This is a genomic window from Mycobacterium sp. SMC-18 (genome assembly GCF_045310895.1).
Lineage (GTDB): Bacteria > Actinomycetota > Actinomycetes > Mycobacteriales > Mycobacteriaceae > Mycobacterium.
This window is the reverse complement of sequence record NZ_JBJIAL010000014.1, coordinates 64,246-80,765: the sequence shown is the minus strand read 5'-3', so window position 1 is coordinate 80,765 and position 16,520 is coordinate 64,246. Positions and strand designations below refer to the sequence as shown.

Genomic DNA, 16,520 nt, shown 5'->3' with positions numbered 1-16,520 from the left:
TTCATGCCATCTGGTTCCCATGACGACCTGCGACCGCATTTCGAAGAAGTGCAAGCCCACTACGACCTGTCAGACGATTTCTTTGCGCTGTTCCAAGACCCCTCCCGTACCTACAGCTGCGCCTATTTCGAACCGCCGACGCTCACCCTCGAGGAAGCGCAGCTCGCCAAGATCGATCTCAACCTCGACAAACTCGATCTCGAACCCGGAATGACGTTGTTGGACATCGGGTGTGGCTGGGGTGCCACCGTCAAACGCGCAGTCGAGAAGTACGACGTCAACGTCATCGGATTGACCCTGTCGAAGAATCAACAGGCCTTCACGCAGCAACTGCTGGACGGCATCGACAGCGACCGGACCCGCCGGGTGCTGCTACACGGCTGGGAGGAGTTCGACGAACCCGTCGACCGGATCGTGTCCATCGAGGCCTTCGAGCATTTCGGTTTCGAACGCTATCCGGATTTCTTCAAGAACTGCTTCGAGATTCTGCCCGCCGACGGCCGGATGACGATTCAGAGCAGCGTCGGCTTCCATCCGTACCAGCTGAATGCGGACGGGAAGAAGGTGACTTTCGAGACCGCACGGTTCATCAAGTTCATCGTCACCGAGATCTTCCCGGGCGGCCGGATACCGACGACAGACATGATGGTCGAACACGGCGAACGGGCCGGTTTCGTCGTCCCCGAAGCCATATCCCTACGGCCGCACTACATCCGGACGCTCAAGACGTGGGGTGACGCACTCGAGGCCAACCACGAGAAGGCGGTGGAAATCCAATCCGAGGAGGTCTACCAGCGCTTCATGAAGTATCTGCGCGGGTGTGAACGCTACTTCACCGAAGGTCTGCTCGACGTCACCCTGGCCAGCTATCACAAGCGCGCGGCCTAGAAACCTTCGTGATTTGTGCACGATTTTCCGCGCCACCCGCGGAAAATCGTGCACAAATCACGACAGGGAAATCCAGAGGTGCCGGAGTCCGGTGTGCCGGTTGCTGCGGGTCCATTCCGGCGGCTCGACGACCCGGATGTCCGGGAACCGGGTGAGCAGCTCCTCGAACAGCACCCGCAGCTCCAGACGCGCCAGATTGGCCCCGAGGCAATAGTGCAGACCCTGACCGAATCCCAAGTGCGGGTTGGGTTTCCGTGTCACGTCAAAAGTCATGGGGTCGGTGAACACCAGCTCGTCGCGATTGGCCGAGCCTTCCCAGACGACCACCTTCTGCCCCGCCTCGATGTCGCAACCGCCGAGCGACACGGCCCGTGTGGCGGTGCGCCGCTTCGACGGCGACGGCGACGTCCAGCGCACCATCTCCTCGATCGCCGACGGCAGCAGCGACAGGTCGGCGCGCAACCGCGCCAGCTGAGATGCGTTCTCGCACAACGCCAACAGCCCGCCGGCCACCGCGTTCCGGGTGGTCTCGGCGCCCGCGCTGAACAGCAGGTTGAAGAACAGGTACACCTCGAGGTCCGACACGCCCTCGGCGTTGGCCACCACCGACAGCATGTCGTCGGTCGGTTCGGCGCGCTTGGCGGCGATGAGTTCCATGCCGAAGTTGTACATCCGGGAACCGGCTTCCTCCACGGACAACCGGGTGATGGCGGCCTTGCGCGAGCCGCCGAAATCGAAGCTCGGCTCGATGGCCTCGAAAAGCCAATGCCGTTGCGACTCAGGGATACCCATCAGGATGCAGATCATCTGCATGGGCAGCTCGGCGGCGATGTCGACCAGGAAGTCGAATGGAACCCCCGGCGACACCGCATCCAGCAGCGCCCGGCTGCGCGCGCGTAGGTCGTCCTCGACCCGCGCGATCATCCGCGGCGTCAGCCCCGACGACACCAGCCGCCGGATCTCCGCATGCCGCGGGTCGTCCATCATGTTCAGCACCTGGCCGGCGATCGACAGATCCTGGATCAGTGTCCCGCCGAACGGCCGCGCACCGCCCGTCACCGACGAGTACGTCACCGGATCACGCAGCACTGCAAGGGTTTCCGCGTGGGTGGCGACGGACCAGAAGCCCTCGCCGTCGGGGGTGTTCTCGGTGGGCTCGTGCCAGTACACGGGAGCTTCCGCACGGTGCCGCGCGAAAAGCTCGTGCGGGAAGCCCGACGCGAAGTTGTCGAGATCGGTCAGGTCAACCCCGGCCAAGCTTCCCGCCAAGGTCACAGGATGGCGCCCGAGGTGTACTTGGCGGCCTCCGGGTACTGCGCCACCAGTCGGTCCACCGCGGCGACGACGGCGTCGACCTGGTCGCCGGCCGCACCGCTGAACGCCTGCTTGTCGGCCAGTGCCGCGTCGAGCTCGACACGGTCCAGCGGCAGCCGCGGATCGGCCGCCAGCCGGTCCAGAAGGTCGGGCTCCAAACCCTTTTCGCGCATCGCGAGCGCGACCGCGACGGCGTGCTCCTTGATGACCTCGTGCGCGGTCTCGCGGCCGACACCGGCCCGCACGGCGGCGATGAGGATGCGGGTCGTCGCCAGGAACGGCAGGTAGCGGTCCAGTTCGCGCTGGATCACCGCGGGGTAGGCGCCGAACTCGTCGAGCACCGTCAGGAACGTCTCGGTCTGGCCGTCGATCGCGAAGAACGCGTCGGGCAGCGCGACACGGCGCACCACCGAGCAGAAGACGTCGCCCTCATTCCATTGCGCCCCAGCCAGTTCCGCGGCCATGGAGCCGTAGCCGCGCAGCACGACCTGCAGGCCGTTGACGCGCTCGCACGAGCGGGTGTTCATCTTGTGCGGCATGGCCGACGAGCCGACCTGCCCGGGCGCGAAGCCCTCGGTGGCCAGTTCATGGCCGGCCATCAGCCGGATGGTGTGCGCGAACGACGACGGGCCGGCGCCCAACTGCACCAGCGCGGACAGCACGTCGTGGTCCAGCGACCGCGGGTACACCTGCCCGACGGAGGTGAAAACCTCGGTGAATCCCAGGAATTCGGCAACCCGGCGCTCCAGGTCGGCCAGGCGGGACGCGTCACCGTCGAACAGGTCCAGCATGTCCTGCGCGGTACCCATCGGGCCCTTGATGCCGCGCAGCGGGTACCGGTCGATCAGTTCCCGGAGCCGGGTCAGCGCGATCAGCGTCTCCTCGGCGGCCGAGGCGAACCGCTTGCCCAGGGTGGTGGCCTGCGCCGCCACGTTGTGCGAGCGGCCGGCCATCACCAGGTCGCGGTACAGCGCGGCGCGCTCGGCGAGCCGGGCCACCACCGCGACACCGTGCGAGAACACCAGCTCCAGCGACTGCCGGATCTGCAGCTGCTCGACGTTCTCGGTGAGGTCGCGGCTCGTCATCCCCTTGTGGACGTGCTCGTGGCCGGCCAGCGCGTTGAACTCCTCGATACGCGCCTTGACGTCGTGCCGGGTGACGCGTTCCCGCGCGGCGATGGAACCCAGGTCGACCTGCTCCAGCACCCGCTCGTAGTCCTCGACGACGCCGGCCGGCACGGCCACGCCCAGTTCGGACTGCGCGCGCAGCACGGCCAGCCACAGCCGGCGTTCGGCGACGATCTTGTTCTCCGGGGACCAGATGGCCACCATCTCGTCGCTGGCGTAACGATTGGCCAGCACGTTGGGGATGCTCACGGAACTACAGCCTACTAAGCCCGCTTACAGGGCGACCCGGCGTTCCTGGTCGAAGGGGGCCAAGACGTCGATGACGTCCACGAGGGTCGCGCGGGCCGTCGCACGCGGGCCGTCGCCGTCGCTCACCATCGAGGCCACCACTGCCCCGTCCACGGCGCAGACCAGGGCCGTCAGCAGTTCGGCGCGCACCGAGCGCCCGGACCGTTCCACCACCTCGACGACGGCTTCGGACCGCTGCTTGAGGATGCGTCGCTGCACGTCGCGCAGCCCGGGCTGGCGGGCGCAGGCGATGTAGCGCTCGTAGCGGGAGATCAGCTGGTCGGACGCACGGTTACCGTCGCCGACCAGCAGATCAACCAGCAGGTCCGCTGTCGCGTCCGCGCCGCGGCGGCGCCGCGACAGCGCGGAGACGCGCATGCGCAGCTGCTGGGATTCCGATTCTCCGACGTGCTCGACCGCCTTTTCGATGAGGTCGTCGAGGGACGAGAAGTAGTACGTCGTGGAGGCCAGCGGCAGCCCGGCCCGCTGCGCCACGGCGCGGTGCCGGACGGCGTCGAAGCCGCCCTCACACAGCAGCTCGGCGGCCGCGCTGACCAGCGCATACCGTCGCCGTTCCCCCTTCGGGGTGACTGCTGTCATCACCCTGTAAATGCTGCCAGGAATGGTCACGCGGCGATCACGATTTCACGTAATCCATTAGGCAACGCTCAGAAATGCCGATGGCATGATGGCGGCCATGGCAGAGCTGAGCCGACGCGCCGTCCTCCGTCTCGGAGTCGGCGCCGCCGCAGGGGCCGCCGGCGCGTTCGCGCTGGGGTCGACGTCCAACCGCCCGACCGTCACCGCGCCCCCGGTGACCATGACGAGCGTCGGGGCGCCCCTCGCGCCACCGCCGGCCGTCGCGGATCCGGCACCCACCTACGTGACCGGTTCGTTCGTCTCGCAGGCCCGGGGCGGCATCTCCACCAACTGGGCCATCGCCCGCCCGCCGGGCCAGACCGCGCCGCTGCGGCCCGTGATCGCGCTTCACGGCAAAGGCAGCGACGCCGCGACCGTGATGGCCGGCGGCGTCGAACAGGGGCTGGCACAGGCCGTGGCCGCGGGACTGCCGCCGTTCGCGGTCGTGGCCGTCGACGGCGGCGGTGGGTACTGGCACAAGCGGGCGTCCGGGGAGGATTCGGGCGCCATGGTGCTCGACGAGCTGATCCCGATGCTGGCCTCGCAGGGCCTCGACACTTCGCGGGTGGGTTTCCTCGGCTGGTCGATGGGCGGCTACGGCGCGCTGCTGCTGGGGGCCCGGCTGGGCGCGGCCCGCACCGCGGCGATCTGCGCCGTCAGCCCGGCGTTGTGGACGTCATCAGGCGCGACGGCCCCGGGCGCGTTCGACGGCGCGGCCGATTACGCGGCCAACTCGGTGTGGGGTCTGCCCGGGCTGGCGGGTATCCCGATCCGGATCGACTGCGGTGACAGCGACCCGTTCTACTCGGCGACCAAGCAGTTCATCGCGCAGCTGCCGAACGGCGCTGCGGGTGGCTTCTCCCCCGGCGGGCACGACGCGTCGTTCTGGAGCGCGCAGCTGCCGGCCGAGATTTCCTGGCTCGCCCCGCTCCTCGTCCGGTGATTTGTGCACGATTTTCCGCGCGCACCGCGGAAAATCGTGCACGAATCCCTAGAGGGAGATGCGGCCTTCGGCGGCGGCGAGGCCGATGTCGGTGCGGAAGTGGCTGCCCGGCAAGCGGATCGACTCGATGATCCGGTAGGCCTCGGCGCGCGCGGCCGCCAGGTCCGCACCGGTACCGACCACCGACAGCACCCGGCCGCCGGAGGAGACGACGCTGCCGTCGTCACGGCGGGTGGTGCCTGCGTGCAGCACGCCTGCCGTCTCCGATCCGGTGATGACGTCGCCGACGCGGGGGCGGCCCGGGTAGTTCTCGGCGGCGACGACGACCGTCACGGCCGATCCGTCCTGCCACTGCAGCGGGCCGACGGAGTCCAGGGTTCCGGTGGCCGCGGCGTTCAGCAGCGTGCCCAGCGGGGTCTGCAGTAGCGCCAGCACCGCCTGGGTCTCGGGATCGCCGAAGCGGCAGTTGAATTCGACGACGGCCGGGCCGTTCGAGGTGATGGCCAGGCCCGCGTACAGCAGGCCCGAGAAGGAGCTGTCGCGCCGGACCAGTTCCGCGGCAACAGGTTTGACGACCTCGTCGACGATCTGATCGACGACCGCGGCGGGCAGCCACGGCAGCGGCGTGTAGGCGCCCATGCCACCGGTGTTGGGTCCGCTGTCGTTGTCGCCGACGCGCTTGAAGTCCTGCGCGGGCAGCAGCGGCACCACGGTCTCGCCGTCGACGACGCAGAACAGCGACACCTCGGGCCCGTCGAGGAACGACTCGAGCAGCACGGGGTGGCCGGATTCGAGCAGTTCGGCGGCGTGCGCGCGGGCGGCCTCCCGGTCGGCGGAGACGACGACGCCCTTGCCGGCGGCCAGACCGTCGTCCTTGACGACCCAGGCCTGCTGGCCCGCGGGCGGACCGAAGCGGTCCAGCGCGGCATCGAGGTGGGCGGGGTTGTCGACGATCTCGCTCGTCGCGGTGCGAACGCCGGCGGCGGACATGACGTCCTTGGCGAACGCCTTCGAGCCTTCGATGCGGGCGGCATCCTTGGACGGCCCGAAGGTGGCGATACCGGCCGCCCGCAACGCGTCGGCCACGCCGAGCACCAGCGGCACCTCGGGCCCGATCACGACCAGGTCGGCGGTCAGCTTCTTGGCCAGCGCGACGACGTCGTCGGCGGCGGTGATGTCGACGTCGTGCTGCTCGGCGACGGCGGAGGTACCGGCGTTGCCGGGAGCGACGGCCAGGTAGTCCACCTGGGGGTCGCGGCTCAGGGCGAGCAGCAGGGCATGTTCACGGGCACCAGAGCCGATCACGAGGACGCGCACAGCCACACCCTAGTAGCTGGTCGGCTCGTCCTAAACTGGGCAGGCCCGACGCACGCGAGGAGGTCCGCACCGGTGGAGCCGCTGGATGCCTTCCTGCTGATGTGGGAGCGGGCGCGCGCCACCTTCGGCGAGGGCGTTCCGCACGACCGCTCCGAGTTCGACAAGAGCGAGCAGCTACGCGAACTGCAGGATCAGGTGAAGGCCGCGGGTCCCGGTTCGCACTGGACCGGCGGTGCGGCCGACCGCTACGCCGACGCCAACGCCAAGCACGCCCAGGCCCTCGGCCGGCTGGCCGAACTCGACAAGCGTGTGGGCGACGAACTCGAGCGGTCCGCGGACGTGGTCAACGGCGGACGCCGCGAACTCGACGCGCTCAAGCGGTGGGTGACGGACCTCGCCGACGAATCGAAGAAGACGCCCACCGCCGCCGCCGACCACGCGTTGTGGTCGGCGATCGGCAAGGCCAGCGGCGACGTCGCCGACATCATCCAGCGCTCCCACACCGACCTGTCGGGAGTCGCCGGCCGCATCCAGAGCCTCGACAGCGAGTTCGACGACTTCTGAGCGCTGACGCAGGCCAACATTGACCCTGCACCCAGGCACACCTCTACTCGATGTTCTGCGCCATCAGCGCGGGGTGAACGCGGGAGCCACCTCTCACCCCGATGCCTTTCGCCCAGAGCTGTCACAAATCGCGACATTGTCATCATGAGCTGACGATGTCAGCCGGTGCTGACAGCTTGGACTGCGAGGTGTCCCAGAGAGAGCGACCCCGCCGGCTTGCCCTACACCACCGTCAACGGCAGGGACTTGCGTTCCTCGAAAACCCACGCCGCCCCGCTGCTGACCTTGCACACCGAGACCTCACCGAGTTCCTTTGCCGGGGTATCGGTTTCGATGAACCGCACGGTCCAGTCGGCGGCGTCACCCGCCACCTCGGCGCGCAACAGCGGATTGACGGCCGTCGCGATGGCCTGCAGCGGCAGGTCCGACTCCGGGGACACCAGCGTGATCCACGCACCGTCCTCATGGGCGGGTGACGGGTGCACGTGCGCCTCGTCGCCCGAAACATCAACGGAGACATAGGCGGCCGGGTTGAGCAGCGGATGCAGCTCCAGTACCCGCAGGGCTCCGGCGGCGGTGTTCGGCAGGTCCAGCACCTTCCGGATGCGTTCGGCCGCGACCCCGGAGATACCGATCAGGGACTTGGTCCGGATGGACCGTTCCTTCTCGGCGTCGCCGTCGCAGCGGGCCCGCACGGCCAGCGCGAACGACAGCACCAGCAGGTGCATCTGCAGACACACCTCGTCGGCGATGCGGACCAGCGCCGAGTGCGAGAACTCCGCGAAGTCGACGTCGCTCACCAGCGGGCCGGAGTAGTCGGCCTGGCCTTCGTCCGCGGGATCGATGTCGTCGAGCTCGCAGCGGTAGGCGTTCGTCGCGCCGATGATGTCGAGCTGCGGGATGAAGCCGACCTCCGGGTACGACTCGTCGATGATGACGGTCCAGGCGCAGGCCGGCGTCCGGCCTGCCGGGACGCGCGGCGGCCGGTGGATGGGCCGCACCTGGCAGCGGCGGTTGGTGGCCAGAGCTGTCGCGTCGAACGTCGGGTCCTCGATGTCGTGGCACATGCCGCGCACGTAGTCGGGGCCCATCGGCTCGACGTCCATGAGGGCACCGCAGTGGTCGAGGTGGAATTCGCCGTGCCAGCGGTCGTGCACGGTGTACCGGAAATCCATGAACTGCGGCGGCGCGCCGATGTCGAGCTGCAGGCCCTTGAAGATCGTGATGACGTCCACGCCTTCGTATTTCAGCGCCTTCTGCATGCGCTTGGTGTAGAGCGGGCTGGCCCCGGCCCATTCCTCGATGGCGACCTGCAGCATCTCCTCCCGGCCGAATTCGACGATGCACCAGGCCATTGCAGCGCGGTCGATGAGCTGGCCGATGAGTAGCAGCTCCGGCACCAGCGCCGCGAGCTCCGCTCGCGACAGCGACGCGTATCTACTTGTCATCGAGCTCGCTCCCGGTGTTCATCTTGACCGCGGCATTGACGTTGGCCTTGCGGTCCTCGGCGAGACCCTTCTCGGCCGCCTTGCGCCGCCTGGCGACCACCTTGGACACGGCGCCGTTGAACGCCGAACCGAGCGGGAAGCCGAGATACTGCGTCAGGAAGATGCCGATGTCCTTGAGCTCGGCCTCGGTGAATTCCTCGTTGAGCAAGGCGGCGTTGATCTGGATCTCGGCCAGGTCCTGCGAGCCGACGGCGGTGACGCACGTGAACGTCATCAGCCGCTTCTCCCGCATGGACAGTCCGGGCTTGCTCCAGATGGTGCCGAACAGGTGATCCACGGTGAGGTCGAAGTAGGGGTCACCCTCGATGTTGGGCATCTCCCAGCCGTAGACCTCGTTCATCTTCGCCAGGCCCTTGGCGCGCAGCTCGTCCATCATGACTCCTTCGGATGCGGTACGCCGAGGCCTTCGGCGATGTTGGCCAGGGCCAGCTCGGCAAGCGGAAGGTCCACTCCCACAGCCGAACCCAGCCCGAGTGCCAGCGCCAGGTCCTTCTCCGCCAGCCCTCGGGTGTGGACGAACATGTTGTAGAGGAAGTGGTCGGGCGCCAGCGGCTTGGTGTCGTCGCGCGCCATGATGGCGCCGGGACCGCCCGACTGCGCGTCACTGTGCCGGACGACGCGGCCCAGCTTCTGCAGGTCGATGCCCGAGGCCTCGGCCAGCTTCTGCGCCTCGCACGCGGCGGCGAAACCGATGAACGTCAGCATGTTCCGCGCCAGCTTCATCTTGGTGCCCGCGCCCGGCTCGCCGGCGCGCACCACCAGCGACGCCCACTGCTTGAAAACGGGCTTGACCTTGTCGTAAGCCTCGTCGTCGGCGCCGACCATCACAGCCAGCTCACCCTGGCTCGCGGCATGGGCGCCGCCGCTCACCGGAGCGTCGACAATGTGAATGCCCTTGGGCCGCAACTGCTCAGCCAGCTCGACCGCCGTCGTCGGCTCGATCGTGGAGTGGATAGCGATCACGGTGCCGGGCCCGGCGTGCTCGGCCAGCTGGGCCACGACGTCACGGACCTGCTCGTCGTTGAGCACCGTCACGCTGATGACATCGGCCTTGGCGACCTCGGCGACGCTGTCGGCCAGAGTGGCGCCGAGTTCGGCGAACGGCGCCATGGCCTCGGCGCGCATGTCGAAAACGATGAGCCCGCCGGGCCATTCGGCCAGCCGCTTGGCCATGGGCGCGCCCTGGTTGCCCAGGCCGATATAGCCCAGTTTCACCTCAGAACTCATGACCGGATGATCTGTCCGCCGTCGACGTTGAAGATCTGTCCGGTGATCCAGCTGGCTTCGTCGGACAGCAGGAACAGGCACATGCCGGCGAGATCTTCGGGCGTGCCCATCCGCGCCAGCGGCAGGGTCTGGACGATCTGCTTGACGATGGCCTGCGGAGTGGTGCTGCGGTTGGCCTCGGTGTCGATGGGTCCCGGCGCGATCGCGTTGATCCGGATGTTGCGCCACCCCAGTTCACGGGACAGCTGCTGCGTCAGGCCGTTGACACCGACCTTCGCCAGACCGTAGAAGTTGGCGTAAACCCATGCCGCGGTAGAGGACTGGTTGACGATGGCCCCGCCGCCCCGCTTCTCCATGTGGGGGAAAACCGCGCGGGTACACACCAGCGCCCCGTCGAGGTTGACGCTCATGAACTTGCGGTAGTACTCCCAGTCGACGGTCAGTAGCCCGTCGAGCTTCATGCCGCCGAAGATCGCGGCATTGTTCACCAGGTAATCGATGCCGCCGAACTCCGCCACGGCCTGGGCGGCCATGTCGTTCGCCGAATCGATATCCGACACGTCGACCCGCACGGCCAGCGCCTTGCCGCCGTCGGCCTTGATGCCGGCGGCCACCTGCTCGGCACCTTCGACGTTGATGTCGGCGATGACAACGGCGGCGCCCTCGCGGGCCAGCGACTCGGCGTACACCTGGCCGATGCCGCCGCCCGCGCCGGTCACGATCGCGACCTTGTTCTCGAACCTGCTCATGATGTCCTCTCGTCTACTTCGTGTGAGCCAATGGTCTTGGGACGCCGACGGTTACGTGGCCAGCGTGGCGATGCACTTGGTCTCCAGGTATTCCTCGAATCCGGCGATGCCCATCTCCCGCCCGTTGCCGGACTGCTTGTAGCCGCCGAACGGTGCGTCGGCGGAGTACCAGACACCGCCGTTGACGTTGACGGTGCCGACCCGCAGCCGCGCCGCCACGCCGGCCGCCCGCTGCGGGTCGGCCGAGAACACCGTGCCGGACAGGCCGTACGGCGAGTCGTTGGCGATGCGGACGGCGTCGTCGTCGCCGTCGTGCGCGATGACGGTCAGCACGGGCCCGAAGATCTCCTCGCGGGCGACGCGCGCCGAATTGTCCAGCCCGGCAATGACGGTCGGCTCGATGAAGAAGCCCTTGTCGCGGTCGGCCGGCCGGCCGCCACCACAGGCGAACGTGCCACCTTCTTGGAGGGCGAGGTCGAGGTAGCCCTGCACCCGGTCCCGCTGGCGCGCCGAGATCACGGGGCCGCAGACGGTGCGCGGGCTGGACGGATCGCCGGGCTTGATGCCGCCCATCGTGCCGGCCGCGGCTGCGACGGCCTCGTCGTAGCGGGCCCGCGGCACCACGAGCCGGGTGGTGATCGCGCACCCCTGGCCGGCGTGCATCGACGCCGTGAACGCGGCCATCGCGCAGGCAGCGGCGACATCGGCATCGTCGAGCACCAGGAACGCCGACTTACCGCCGAGTTCCAGGAACACCTTCTTGATGGTCTCGGCAGCGTCGGTCATCACGGCCCGGCCGGTCACGGTCGAGCCGGTGAACGAAACCATGTCCACGTCAGCGTGTTTCGACAGCATGGCACCGACGCTGTGGTCCCGGGAGGTGACGATGTTGATGGTGCCCGCCGGGAAATCGGTGTGCTGGGTGATCAGTTCGCCGAGCACTGCGGCGGCCCACGGGGTGTCAGGTGCGGGCTTGAGAACCAGGGTATTGCCCGCCGCGAGTGCCGGGCCGACCTTGGCCAGGTTGATCTGGTGCGGGAAGTTCCACGGCGTGATGGCCCCGACGACGCCGACGGCCTCCCGGGCGATGGTGCGGTTGGTCGGAATGCCTTGCGGCGTGGCATGTCCCAGGTCGGTGGTCCACTGGTAGCCCTCCGCGGTGTCGGCGGCGAAGCTCAGGTCTTCGATCGGACCGTCCAAATGCGCTCCGGCCGTGAGCATCCGGGGCGCGCCGACCTCCGAGATCGTCAGTTCGCGCAATTCGTCGGCGTGGTCGCGCATGGCCTGCTGCAACTGCCGCAGGCACCGCACCCGGAACTCGACGTTGGTCGACCAGTCGGTCTCGTCGAACGCCCGACGGGCGGCATCGATGGCGTCCACCATGTCGCCCACCGTGGCATCGGCCGCCACCCCGAGGACTTCCTCGGTCGCGGGATTGACGGTCGGGAACGTGCCTCGCGAACCCGGCACCAATTTTCCGTCGATGAGAAGGCGACTTTCGCCATCACCCAACAAGGTCATCTGCGCTCCTGCCTTCGGGACGAAATCCAGCGATCTGATTTTTACTGGACAGCTGTCCGACAACGTCGGTCGAACCATAACCCCACGCGGCCTCGAGTAGCAAGGGTCCAGCGGGATCAGCAACCGCGAACACGACGTAAATGCCTGTTCATCAGGATCTTTGTGGGCGGTTCTTGCTTCAACGCCGCGCCATCGGCTAACTTGGACATGTGTCCAGCGATGCAGTGGCCGCCCTCACAAACACCGGCCAAGAAGCGGACGACCAGCCGCGCAACCGCCGCCAGGAGGAAACCTTCCAGAAGGTCCTGGCGGCCGGTCGCGAAATGCTGCGGGAGTCGTCCTACGCCGACCTGACGGTGCGGGCCGTCGCGGCGCGCGCCAAGGTCGCACCGGCTACCGCCTACACCTACTTCTCGTCCAAGAACCACCTCATCGCCGAGGTGTACCTGGACATGGTTCGGCAGGTGCCCTACTTCACCGACGTCAACCAGTCGAGGGCCAGCCGTGTCGAACAGGCACTGCGCAGCCTCGCACTGGTGGTCGCCGACGAACCGGGCGTGGCCGCGGCCTGCACGACGGCCCTGCTGTCCGGCGACGACGAGACGGTCCGCAAGGTGCGCGACCGCATCGGTGGCGAAATCCACAAGCGCATCCGCTCGGCCGTCGGCCCCGACGCCGATCCGCGCCTGCTGTCGGCCCTGGAGATGACGTACTTCGGTGCGCTCGTCAACGCCGGCAGCGGCGTCTACACCTATCACCAGATCGCCGACCGGCTGTCCTATGTCGTCGGACTCATCGTGGGAGACAACGCATGACAGCCAATGTGGAACTGCTGATCGACCCGTACAGCTACGACTTCCACGAAGATCCGTACCCGTACTACCGGCGGCTGCGGGACGAGGCGCCGATCTACCGGAACGACAAGCTCAACTTCTGGGCCCTGTCCCGCCACGAGGATGTGCTGCGCGGTTTCCGGAACAGCACGGCGCTGTCCAACAAGCACGGCGTCTCGCTGGATCCGATATCCCGCAACGACGAAGCCCACCGCGTGATGTCCTTTCTGGCCCTTGACGATCCGGCGCACCTGCGGCTGCGCACCCTGGTCTCCAAGGGCTTCACCCCGCGGCGCATCCGTGAGCTCGAGGGCCGGGTCACCGAGATCGCCGTCCAGCATCTCGACGAGGCGTTGCAGAACAACACCTTCGACTACGTCGACGATTTCGCCGGCAAGCTGCCGATGGACGTGATCAGCGAGCTGATGGGCGTCCCGCAAGAAGACCGCGTGCGCATCCGCGCACTGGCCGACGGCGTGATGCACCGCGAGGACGGGACGGCCGACGTCCCGGCGTCTGCCATGGCCGCATCGGGTGAGCTGCTGATGTACTACGCCGACATGGTCAAGCAGCGCCGCAAGAATCAGTCCGACGACCTCACCTCGGCGCTGGTGGAGGCCGAGATCGACGGCGACAAGCTCACCGACGACGAGATCATGGCATTCCTGTTCCTCATGGTCATCGCCGGTAACGAGACGACCACGAAACTGCTTGCCAATGCGGCCTATTGGGGATACCAAAACCCCGACCAGCTGGCTCCGATCTTCGACAACCACGAGCTGATCTCGCCGTGGATCGAGGAGACGCTGCGCTACGACACCTCCAGCCAGCTCCTTGCCCGGGCCGTCGTGGAGGACCTCGAGTTCTACGGCACCACCGTCCCTGCCGGTGATGTCCTGATTCTGCTGGCCGGCTCGGCCAATCGCGACGAGCGGGTGTTCGAGGCGCCCGACGAGTACCGCATCGGCCGTGACATCGGTTCGAAGCTCGTGAGTTTCGGCAGCGGCGCACACTTCTGCCTGGGCGCGCACCTGGCGCGGATGGAAGCCCGGGTGGCCCTCACCGAACTGTTCAAACGTATCCGCGGCTACGAGGTCGACGAGGACAACTCCGTCCGCGTCCACTCGAGTTCGGTACGCGGATTTGCCCATCTCCCAATAACTGTGAAGGCACGCTAAATGGCCCGTTTCGAACCACACCCCGCCCGCCGGCCCGCCATCGTGGCCGGCGCCTCGTCGGGCATCGGCGCCGCGACGGCGACCGCGCTCGCCGCGCGCGGCTTCCCGGTCGCGCTCGGCGCCCGCCGGGTGGAGAAGTGTCAGGAACTCGTCGACCAGATCAAAGCCGAAGGCGGAGAAGCGGTCGCGCTGCCGCTGGACGTCACCGACACCGCGTCGGTCGAGAACTTCGTCGCCAAGGCGACGGCCGCGCTCGGCGACATCGAGGTCCTGGTCACCGGCGCCGGTGACACCAACTTCGGCCGGCTGCACGAGATGAGCACCGACGAGTTCGCCGAGCAGCTGCAGATTCACCTGGTCGGCGCCAACCGGATGGCGCGCGCCGTTCTCGACGGCATGGTCGAGCGCCGCCGCGGCGACCTGATCTTCGTCGGCTCCGACGTGGCGCTGCGCCAGCGCCCGCACATGGGCGCCTACGGTGCCGCGAAGGCCGGGCTGGTCGCGATGGTCACCAACCTCCAGATGGAGCTGGAAGGCACGGGCGTCCGCGCTTCGGTGGTGCACCCCGGCCCGACCATGACGTCCATGGGCTGGAGCCTGCCTGCCGAGAAAATCGGCCCGGCCCTTGAGGATTGGGCCAAGTGGGGCCAGGCCCGGCACAGCTACTTCCTGCGCGCGGCCGACCTGGCCCGTGCCATCACGTTCGTCGCCGAGACCCCGCGCGGCGGGTTCATCGCCAACATGGAACTGCAGCCCGAGGCGCCGCTGGCCGAAGCCAAGGAACGTCAGTCGCTCGCGTTGGGCGAGGAAGGAATGCCGGAACCCGCGGACGCGAGGAGCAAGGAAGACAAATGACGATCACCAAAGAGGTTCAACGGGTTTCGGGTGGCGCCGAGGAGCACGGCCACCTGGAGGAGTTCCGCACCGACCCGATCGGCCTGATGCAACGCGTCCGCGACGAATGCGGTGACGTCGGCTGGTTCCAGCTCGCCGACAAGCAGGTGGTGCTGCTCACCGGCGCCGAGGCCAACGAGTTCTTCTTCCGCTCCAGCGACAGCGAGCTCAACCAGGCCGAGGCCTACCCGTTCATGACCCCGATCTTCGGTGAGGGCGTGGTTTTCGACGCCGACCCGGAACGCCGCGCCGAGATGCTGCACAACACCGCGCTGCGCGGCGAGCAGATGAAGGGCCACGCCGCGACCATCGAGCGCGAGGTCCGGCGGATGACCGAGAACTGGGGCGACTCCGGTGAAATCGACCTGCTGGAGTTCTTCTCCGAGCTCACCATCTACACCTCCACGGCCTGCCTGATCGGCCCGAAGTTCCGCAACCAGCTCGATTCCCGGTTCGCGAACTACTACCACCTGCTCGAGCGCGGCACCGACCCGCTCTGCTACGTCGACCCCTACCTGCCCATCGAGAGCTTCCGCATCCGCGACGAGGCGCGGGCCAACCTGGTGGAGCTCGTGCAGGAGGTCATGAACGGGCGAATCGCCAACCCGCCCACCGACAAGAGCGATCGCGACCTGCTCGACGTCCTGGTCTCCATCAAGGACGAAGAGGGCAACCACCGTTTCAGCGCCAACGAAGTCACCGGCATGTTCATCTCCCTGATGTTCGCCGGGCACCACACCAGCTCGGGCACCTCGTCGTGGACGCTCATCGAACTGCTGCGTCACCCCGACTTCTACGCCAAGGTCCAGCAGGAGCTGGACGACCTCTACGCCGACGGCCAGGAGGTGAGTTTCCATGCGCTGCGCCAGATTCCGAATCTGGACAACGCCCTGAAGGAGACGCTGCGCCTGCACCCGCCGCTGATCATCCTGATGCGCGTCGCGCAGGATGAGTTCGAGGTCGCCGAGCACCCGATCCACAAGGGCCAGATGGTGGCGGCCTCACCGGCGATCTCGAACCGCATCCCCGAGGACTTCCCCGACCCCGACGCCTTCAACCCGAACCGGTACGAGAAGCCGCGTCAGGAAGACCTGCTGAACCGGTGGACCTGGATCCCGTTCGGCGCCGGCAAGCATCGCTGCGTGGGCGCAGCCTTCGCGCAGATGCAGATCAAGGCGATCTTCTCGGTTCTGTTGCGCGAGTATGAGTTCGAGATGGCCCAGCCCCCGGAGAGCTACCAGAACGACCACTCCAAGATGGTCGTCCAACTGGCCCGGCCCGCCACCGTCCGCTACCGGAAGCGCGCCTGATGGGTTCCTACCGCGTTGAGGTCGACCGCGACCTGTGCCAGGGCCACGCCATGTGCTCCCTGGAGGCACCGGACTACTTCAACGTCCCCAAGCGCGGCACCGTCGAGATCCTCGACGAGACCCCGCCCGACGACGCGCGCGAGGAGATCGAGCGCGCTGTCGCCGAGTGCCCGACCCAAGCCCTGTTCATTCGCGAAACCAGCTGAAAACAAAGGACAAG

General features: G+C 67.6%; 17 protein-coding genes. 8 read left to right on the top strand and 9 right to left on the bottom strand.

Translation table 11 applies throughout. The features are described from left to right. The first annotated feature begins 3 nt into the window (after positions 1–3). The gene (locus ACJH6J_RS14820) at positions 4–888 is read left to right on the top strand and encodes a cyclopropane mycolic acid synthase family methyltransferase (RefSeq protein WP_406784451.1); all 885 of its coding nucleotides are present in this window, start codon (positions 4–6) and stop codon (positions 886–888) included. Between the two features lie 57 nt (positions 889–945). On the opposite strand, the gene ACJH6J_RS14815 is transcribed toward ACJH6J_RS14820, so the two are convergent. The 3 genes from ACJH6J_RS14815 to ACJH6J_RS14805 are packed head-to-tail and all read right to left on the bottom strand — an operon-like array spanning position 946 to position 4,217. After that, on the bottom strand, positions 946–2,163 hold the full coding sequence (locus ACJH6J_RS14815) for a cytochrome P450 (RefSeq protein ID WP_406804141.1): 1,218 nt from the start codon (positions 2,161–2,163) through the stop codon (positions 946–948). After that, positions 2,160–3,578, bottom strand: coding sequence for an adenylosuccinate lyase (purB, locus tag ACJH6J_RS14810; protein ID WP_406804140.1), 1,419 nt, complete (start codon positions 3,576–3,578; stop codon positions 2,160–2,162). Before purB ends, ACJH6J_RS14815 begins: the two co-directional genes overlap by 4 nt. Before the next feature lie 24 nt (positions 3,579–3,602). Then, complete coding sequence (locus tag ACJH6J_RS14805; protein WP_020098760.1) at positions 3,603–4,217, bottom strand: TetR/AcrR family transcriptional regulator; 615 nt, start codon at positions 4,215–4,217, stop codon at positions 3,603–3,605. Between the two features lie 85 nt (positions 4,218–4,302). On the opposite strand from ACJH6J_RS14805, the gene ACJH6J_RS14800 reads away from it, so the two are divergent. Beyond that, complete coding sequence (locus ACJH6J_RS14800) at positions 4,303–5,199, top strand: alpha/beta hydrolase (RefSeq protein WP_406804139.1); 897 nt, start codon at positions 4,303–4,305, stop codon at positions 5,197–5,199. A gap of 48 nt (positions 5,200–5,247) precedes the next feature. On the opposite strand, the gene purD is transcribed toward ACJH6J_RS14800, so the two are convergent. Then, positions 5,248–6,516 carry a phosphoribosylamine--glycine ligase gene (gene purD, locus ACJH6J_RS14795; protein ID WP_406804138.1) on the bottom strand — a complete coding sequence of 423 codons (1,269 nt, stop codon included), beginning with the start codon at positions 6,514–6,516 and terminating at the stop codon, positions 5,248–5,250. A 72-nt stretch (positions 6,517–6,588) separates the two neighbouring features. Here purD and ACJH6J_RS14790 point away from each other — a divergent pair, with 72 nt between their 5' ends. Beyond that, positions 6,589–7,080: an EspA/EspE family type VII secretion system effector gene (locus ACJH6J_RS14790; RefSeq protein WP_318984629.1), complete on the top strand. Its 492-nt coding sequence runs from the start codon at positions 6,589–6,591 to the stop codon at positions 7,078–7,080. A gap of 221 nt (positions 7,081–7,301) precedes the next feature. On the opposite strand, the gene ACJH6J_RS14785 is transcribed toward ACJH6J_RS14790, so the two are convergent. Genes ACJH6J_RS14785 through ACJH6J_RS14765 form a run of 5 tightly spaced genes read right to left on the bottom strand, consistent with a single transcriptional unit; the run spans position 7,302 to position 12,085 of the window. Continuing rightward, the gene (locus ACJH6J_RS14785; RefSeq protein ID WP_406804137.1) at positions 7,302–8,528 is read right to left on the bottom strand and encodes a hypothetical protein; all 1,227 of its coding nucleotides are present in this window, start codon (positions 8,526–8,528) and stop codon (positions 7,302–7,304) included. Further along, positions 8,518–8,961 (bottom strand): carboxymuconolactone decarboxylase family protein, encoded by a 444-nt coding sequence (locus ACJH6J_RS14780; RefSeq protein ID WP_073695680.1) that lies wholly within the window; start codon positions 8,959–8,961, stop codon positions 8,518–8,520. Before ACJH6J_RS14780 ends, ACJH6J_RS14785 begins: the two co-directional genes overlap by 11 nt. After that, a complete protein-coding gene (locus tag ACJH6J_RS14775) occupies positions 8,961–9,815 on the bottom strand; it encodes an NAD(P)-dependent oxidoreductase (RefSeq protein WP_406775116.1) in 855 nt (284 codons plus the stop codon). The genes ACJH6J_RS14780 and ACJH6J_RS14775 overlap by 1 nt, the downstream gene beginning before the upstream one ends. Beyond that, on the bottom strand, positions 9,812–10,564 hold the full coding sequence (locus ACJH6J_RS14770) for an SDR family oxidoreductase (RefSeq protein ID WP_406775117.1): 753 nt from the start codon (positions 10,562–10,564) through the stop codon (positions 9,812–9,814). The genes ACJH6J_RS14775 and ACJH6J_RS14770 overlap by 4 nt, the downstream gene beginning before the upstream one ends. A gap of 51 nt (positions 10,565–10,615) precedes the next feature. Continuing rightward, positions 10,616–12,085: an aldehyde dehydrogenase gene (locus ACJH6J_RS14765; protein WP_406775118.1), complete on the bottom strand. Its 1,470-nt coding sequence runs from the start codon at positions 12,083–12,085 to the stop codon at positions 10,616–10,618. 209 nt (positions 12,086–12,294) lie between these two features. Between ACJH6J_RS14765 and ACJH6J_RS14760 the strand changes: the two genes are divergently transcribed. The 5 genes from ACJH6J_RS14760 to ACJH6J_RS14740 are packed head-to-tail and all read left to right on the top strand — an operon-like array spanning position 12,295 to position 16,506. Continuing rightward, the gene (locus tag ACJH6J_RS14760; protein WP_212813534.1) at positions 12,295–12,900 is read left to right on the top strand and encodes a TetR/AcrR family transcriptional regulator; all 606 of its coding nucleotides are present in this window, start codon (positions 12,295–12,297) and stop codon (positions 12,898–12,900) included. Further along, positions 12,897–14,096, top strand: coding sequence for a cytochrome P450 (locus ACJH6J_RS14755; RefSeq protein ID WP_212813539.1), 1,200 nt, complete (start codon positions 12,897–12,899; stop codon positions 14,094–14,096). The genes ACJH6J_RS14760 and ACJH6J_RS14755 overlap by 4 nt, the downstream gene beginning before the upstream one ends. Beyond that, positions 14,097–14,951, top strand: coding sequence for an SDR family oxidoreductase (locus tag ACJH6J_RS14750; protein ID WP_212813541.1), 855 nt, complete (start codon positions 14,097–14,099; stop codon positions 14,949–14,951). Beyond that, positions 14,948–16,300: a cytochrome P450 gene (locus ACJH6J_RS14745; RefSeq protein WP_406804136.1), complete on the top strand. Its 1,353-nt coding sequence runs from the start codon at positions 14,948–14,950 to the stop codon at positions 16,298–16,300. Before ACJH6J_RS14750 ends, ACJH6J_RS14745 begins: the two co-directional genes overlap by 4 nt. Further along, the gene (locus ACJH6J_RS14740; protein WP_212813545.1) at positions 16,300–16,506 is read left to right on the top strand and encodes a ferredoxin; all 207 of its coding nucleotides are present in this window, start codon (positions 16,300–16,302) and stop codon (positions 16,504–16,506) included. The genes ACJH6J_RS14745 and ACJH6J_RS14740 overlap by 1 nt, the downstream gene beginning before the upstream one ends. Positions 16,507–16,520: the final 14 nt, after the last annotated feature.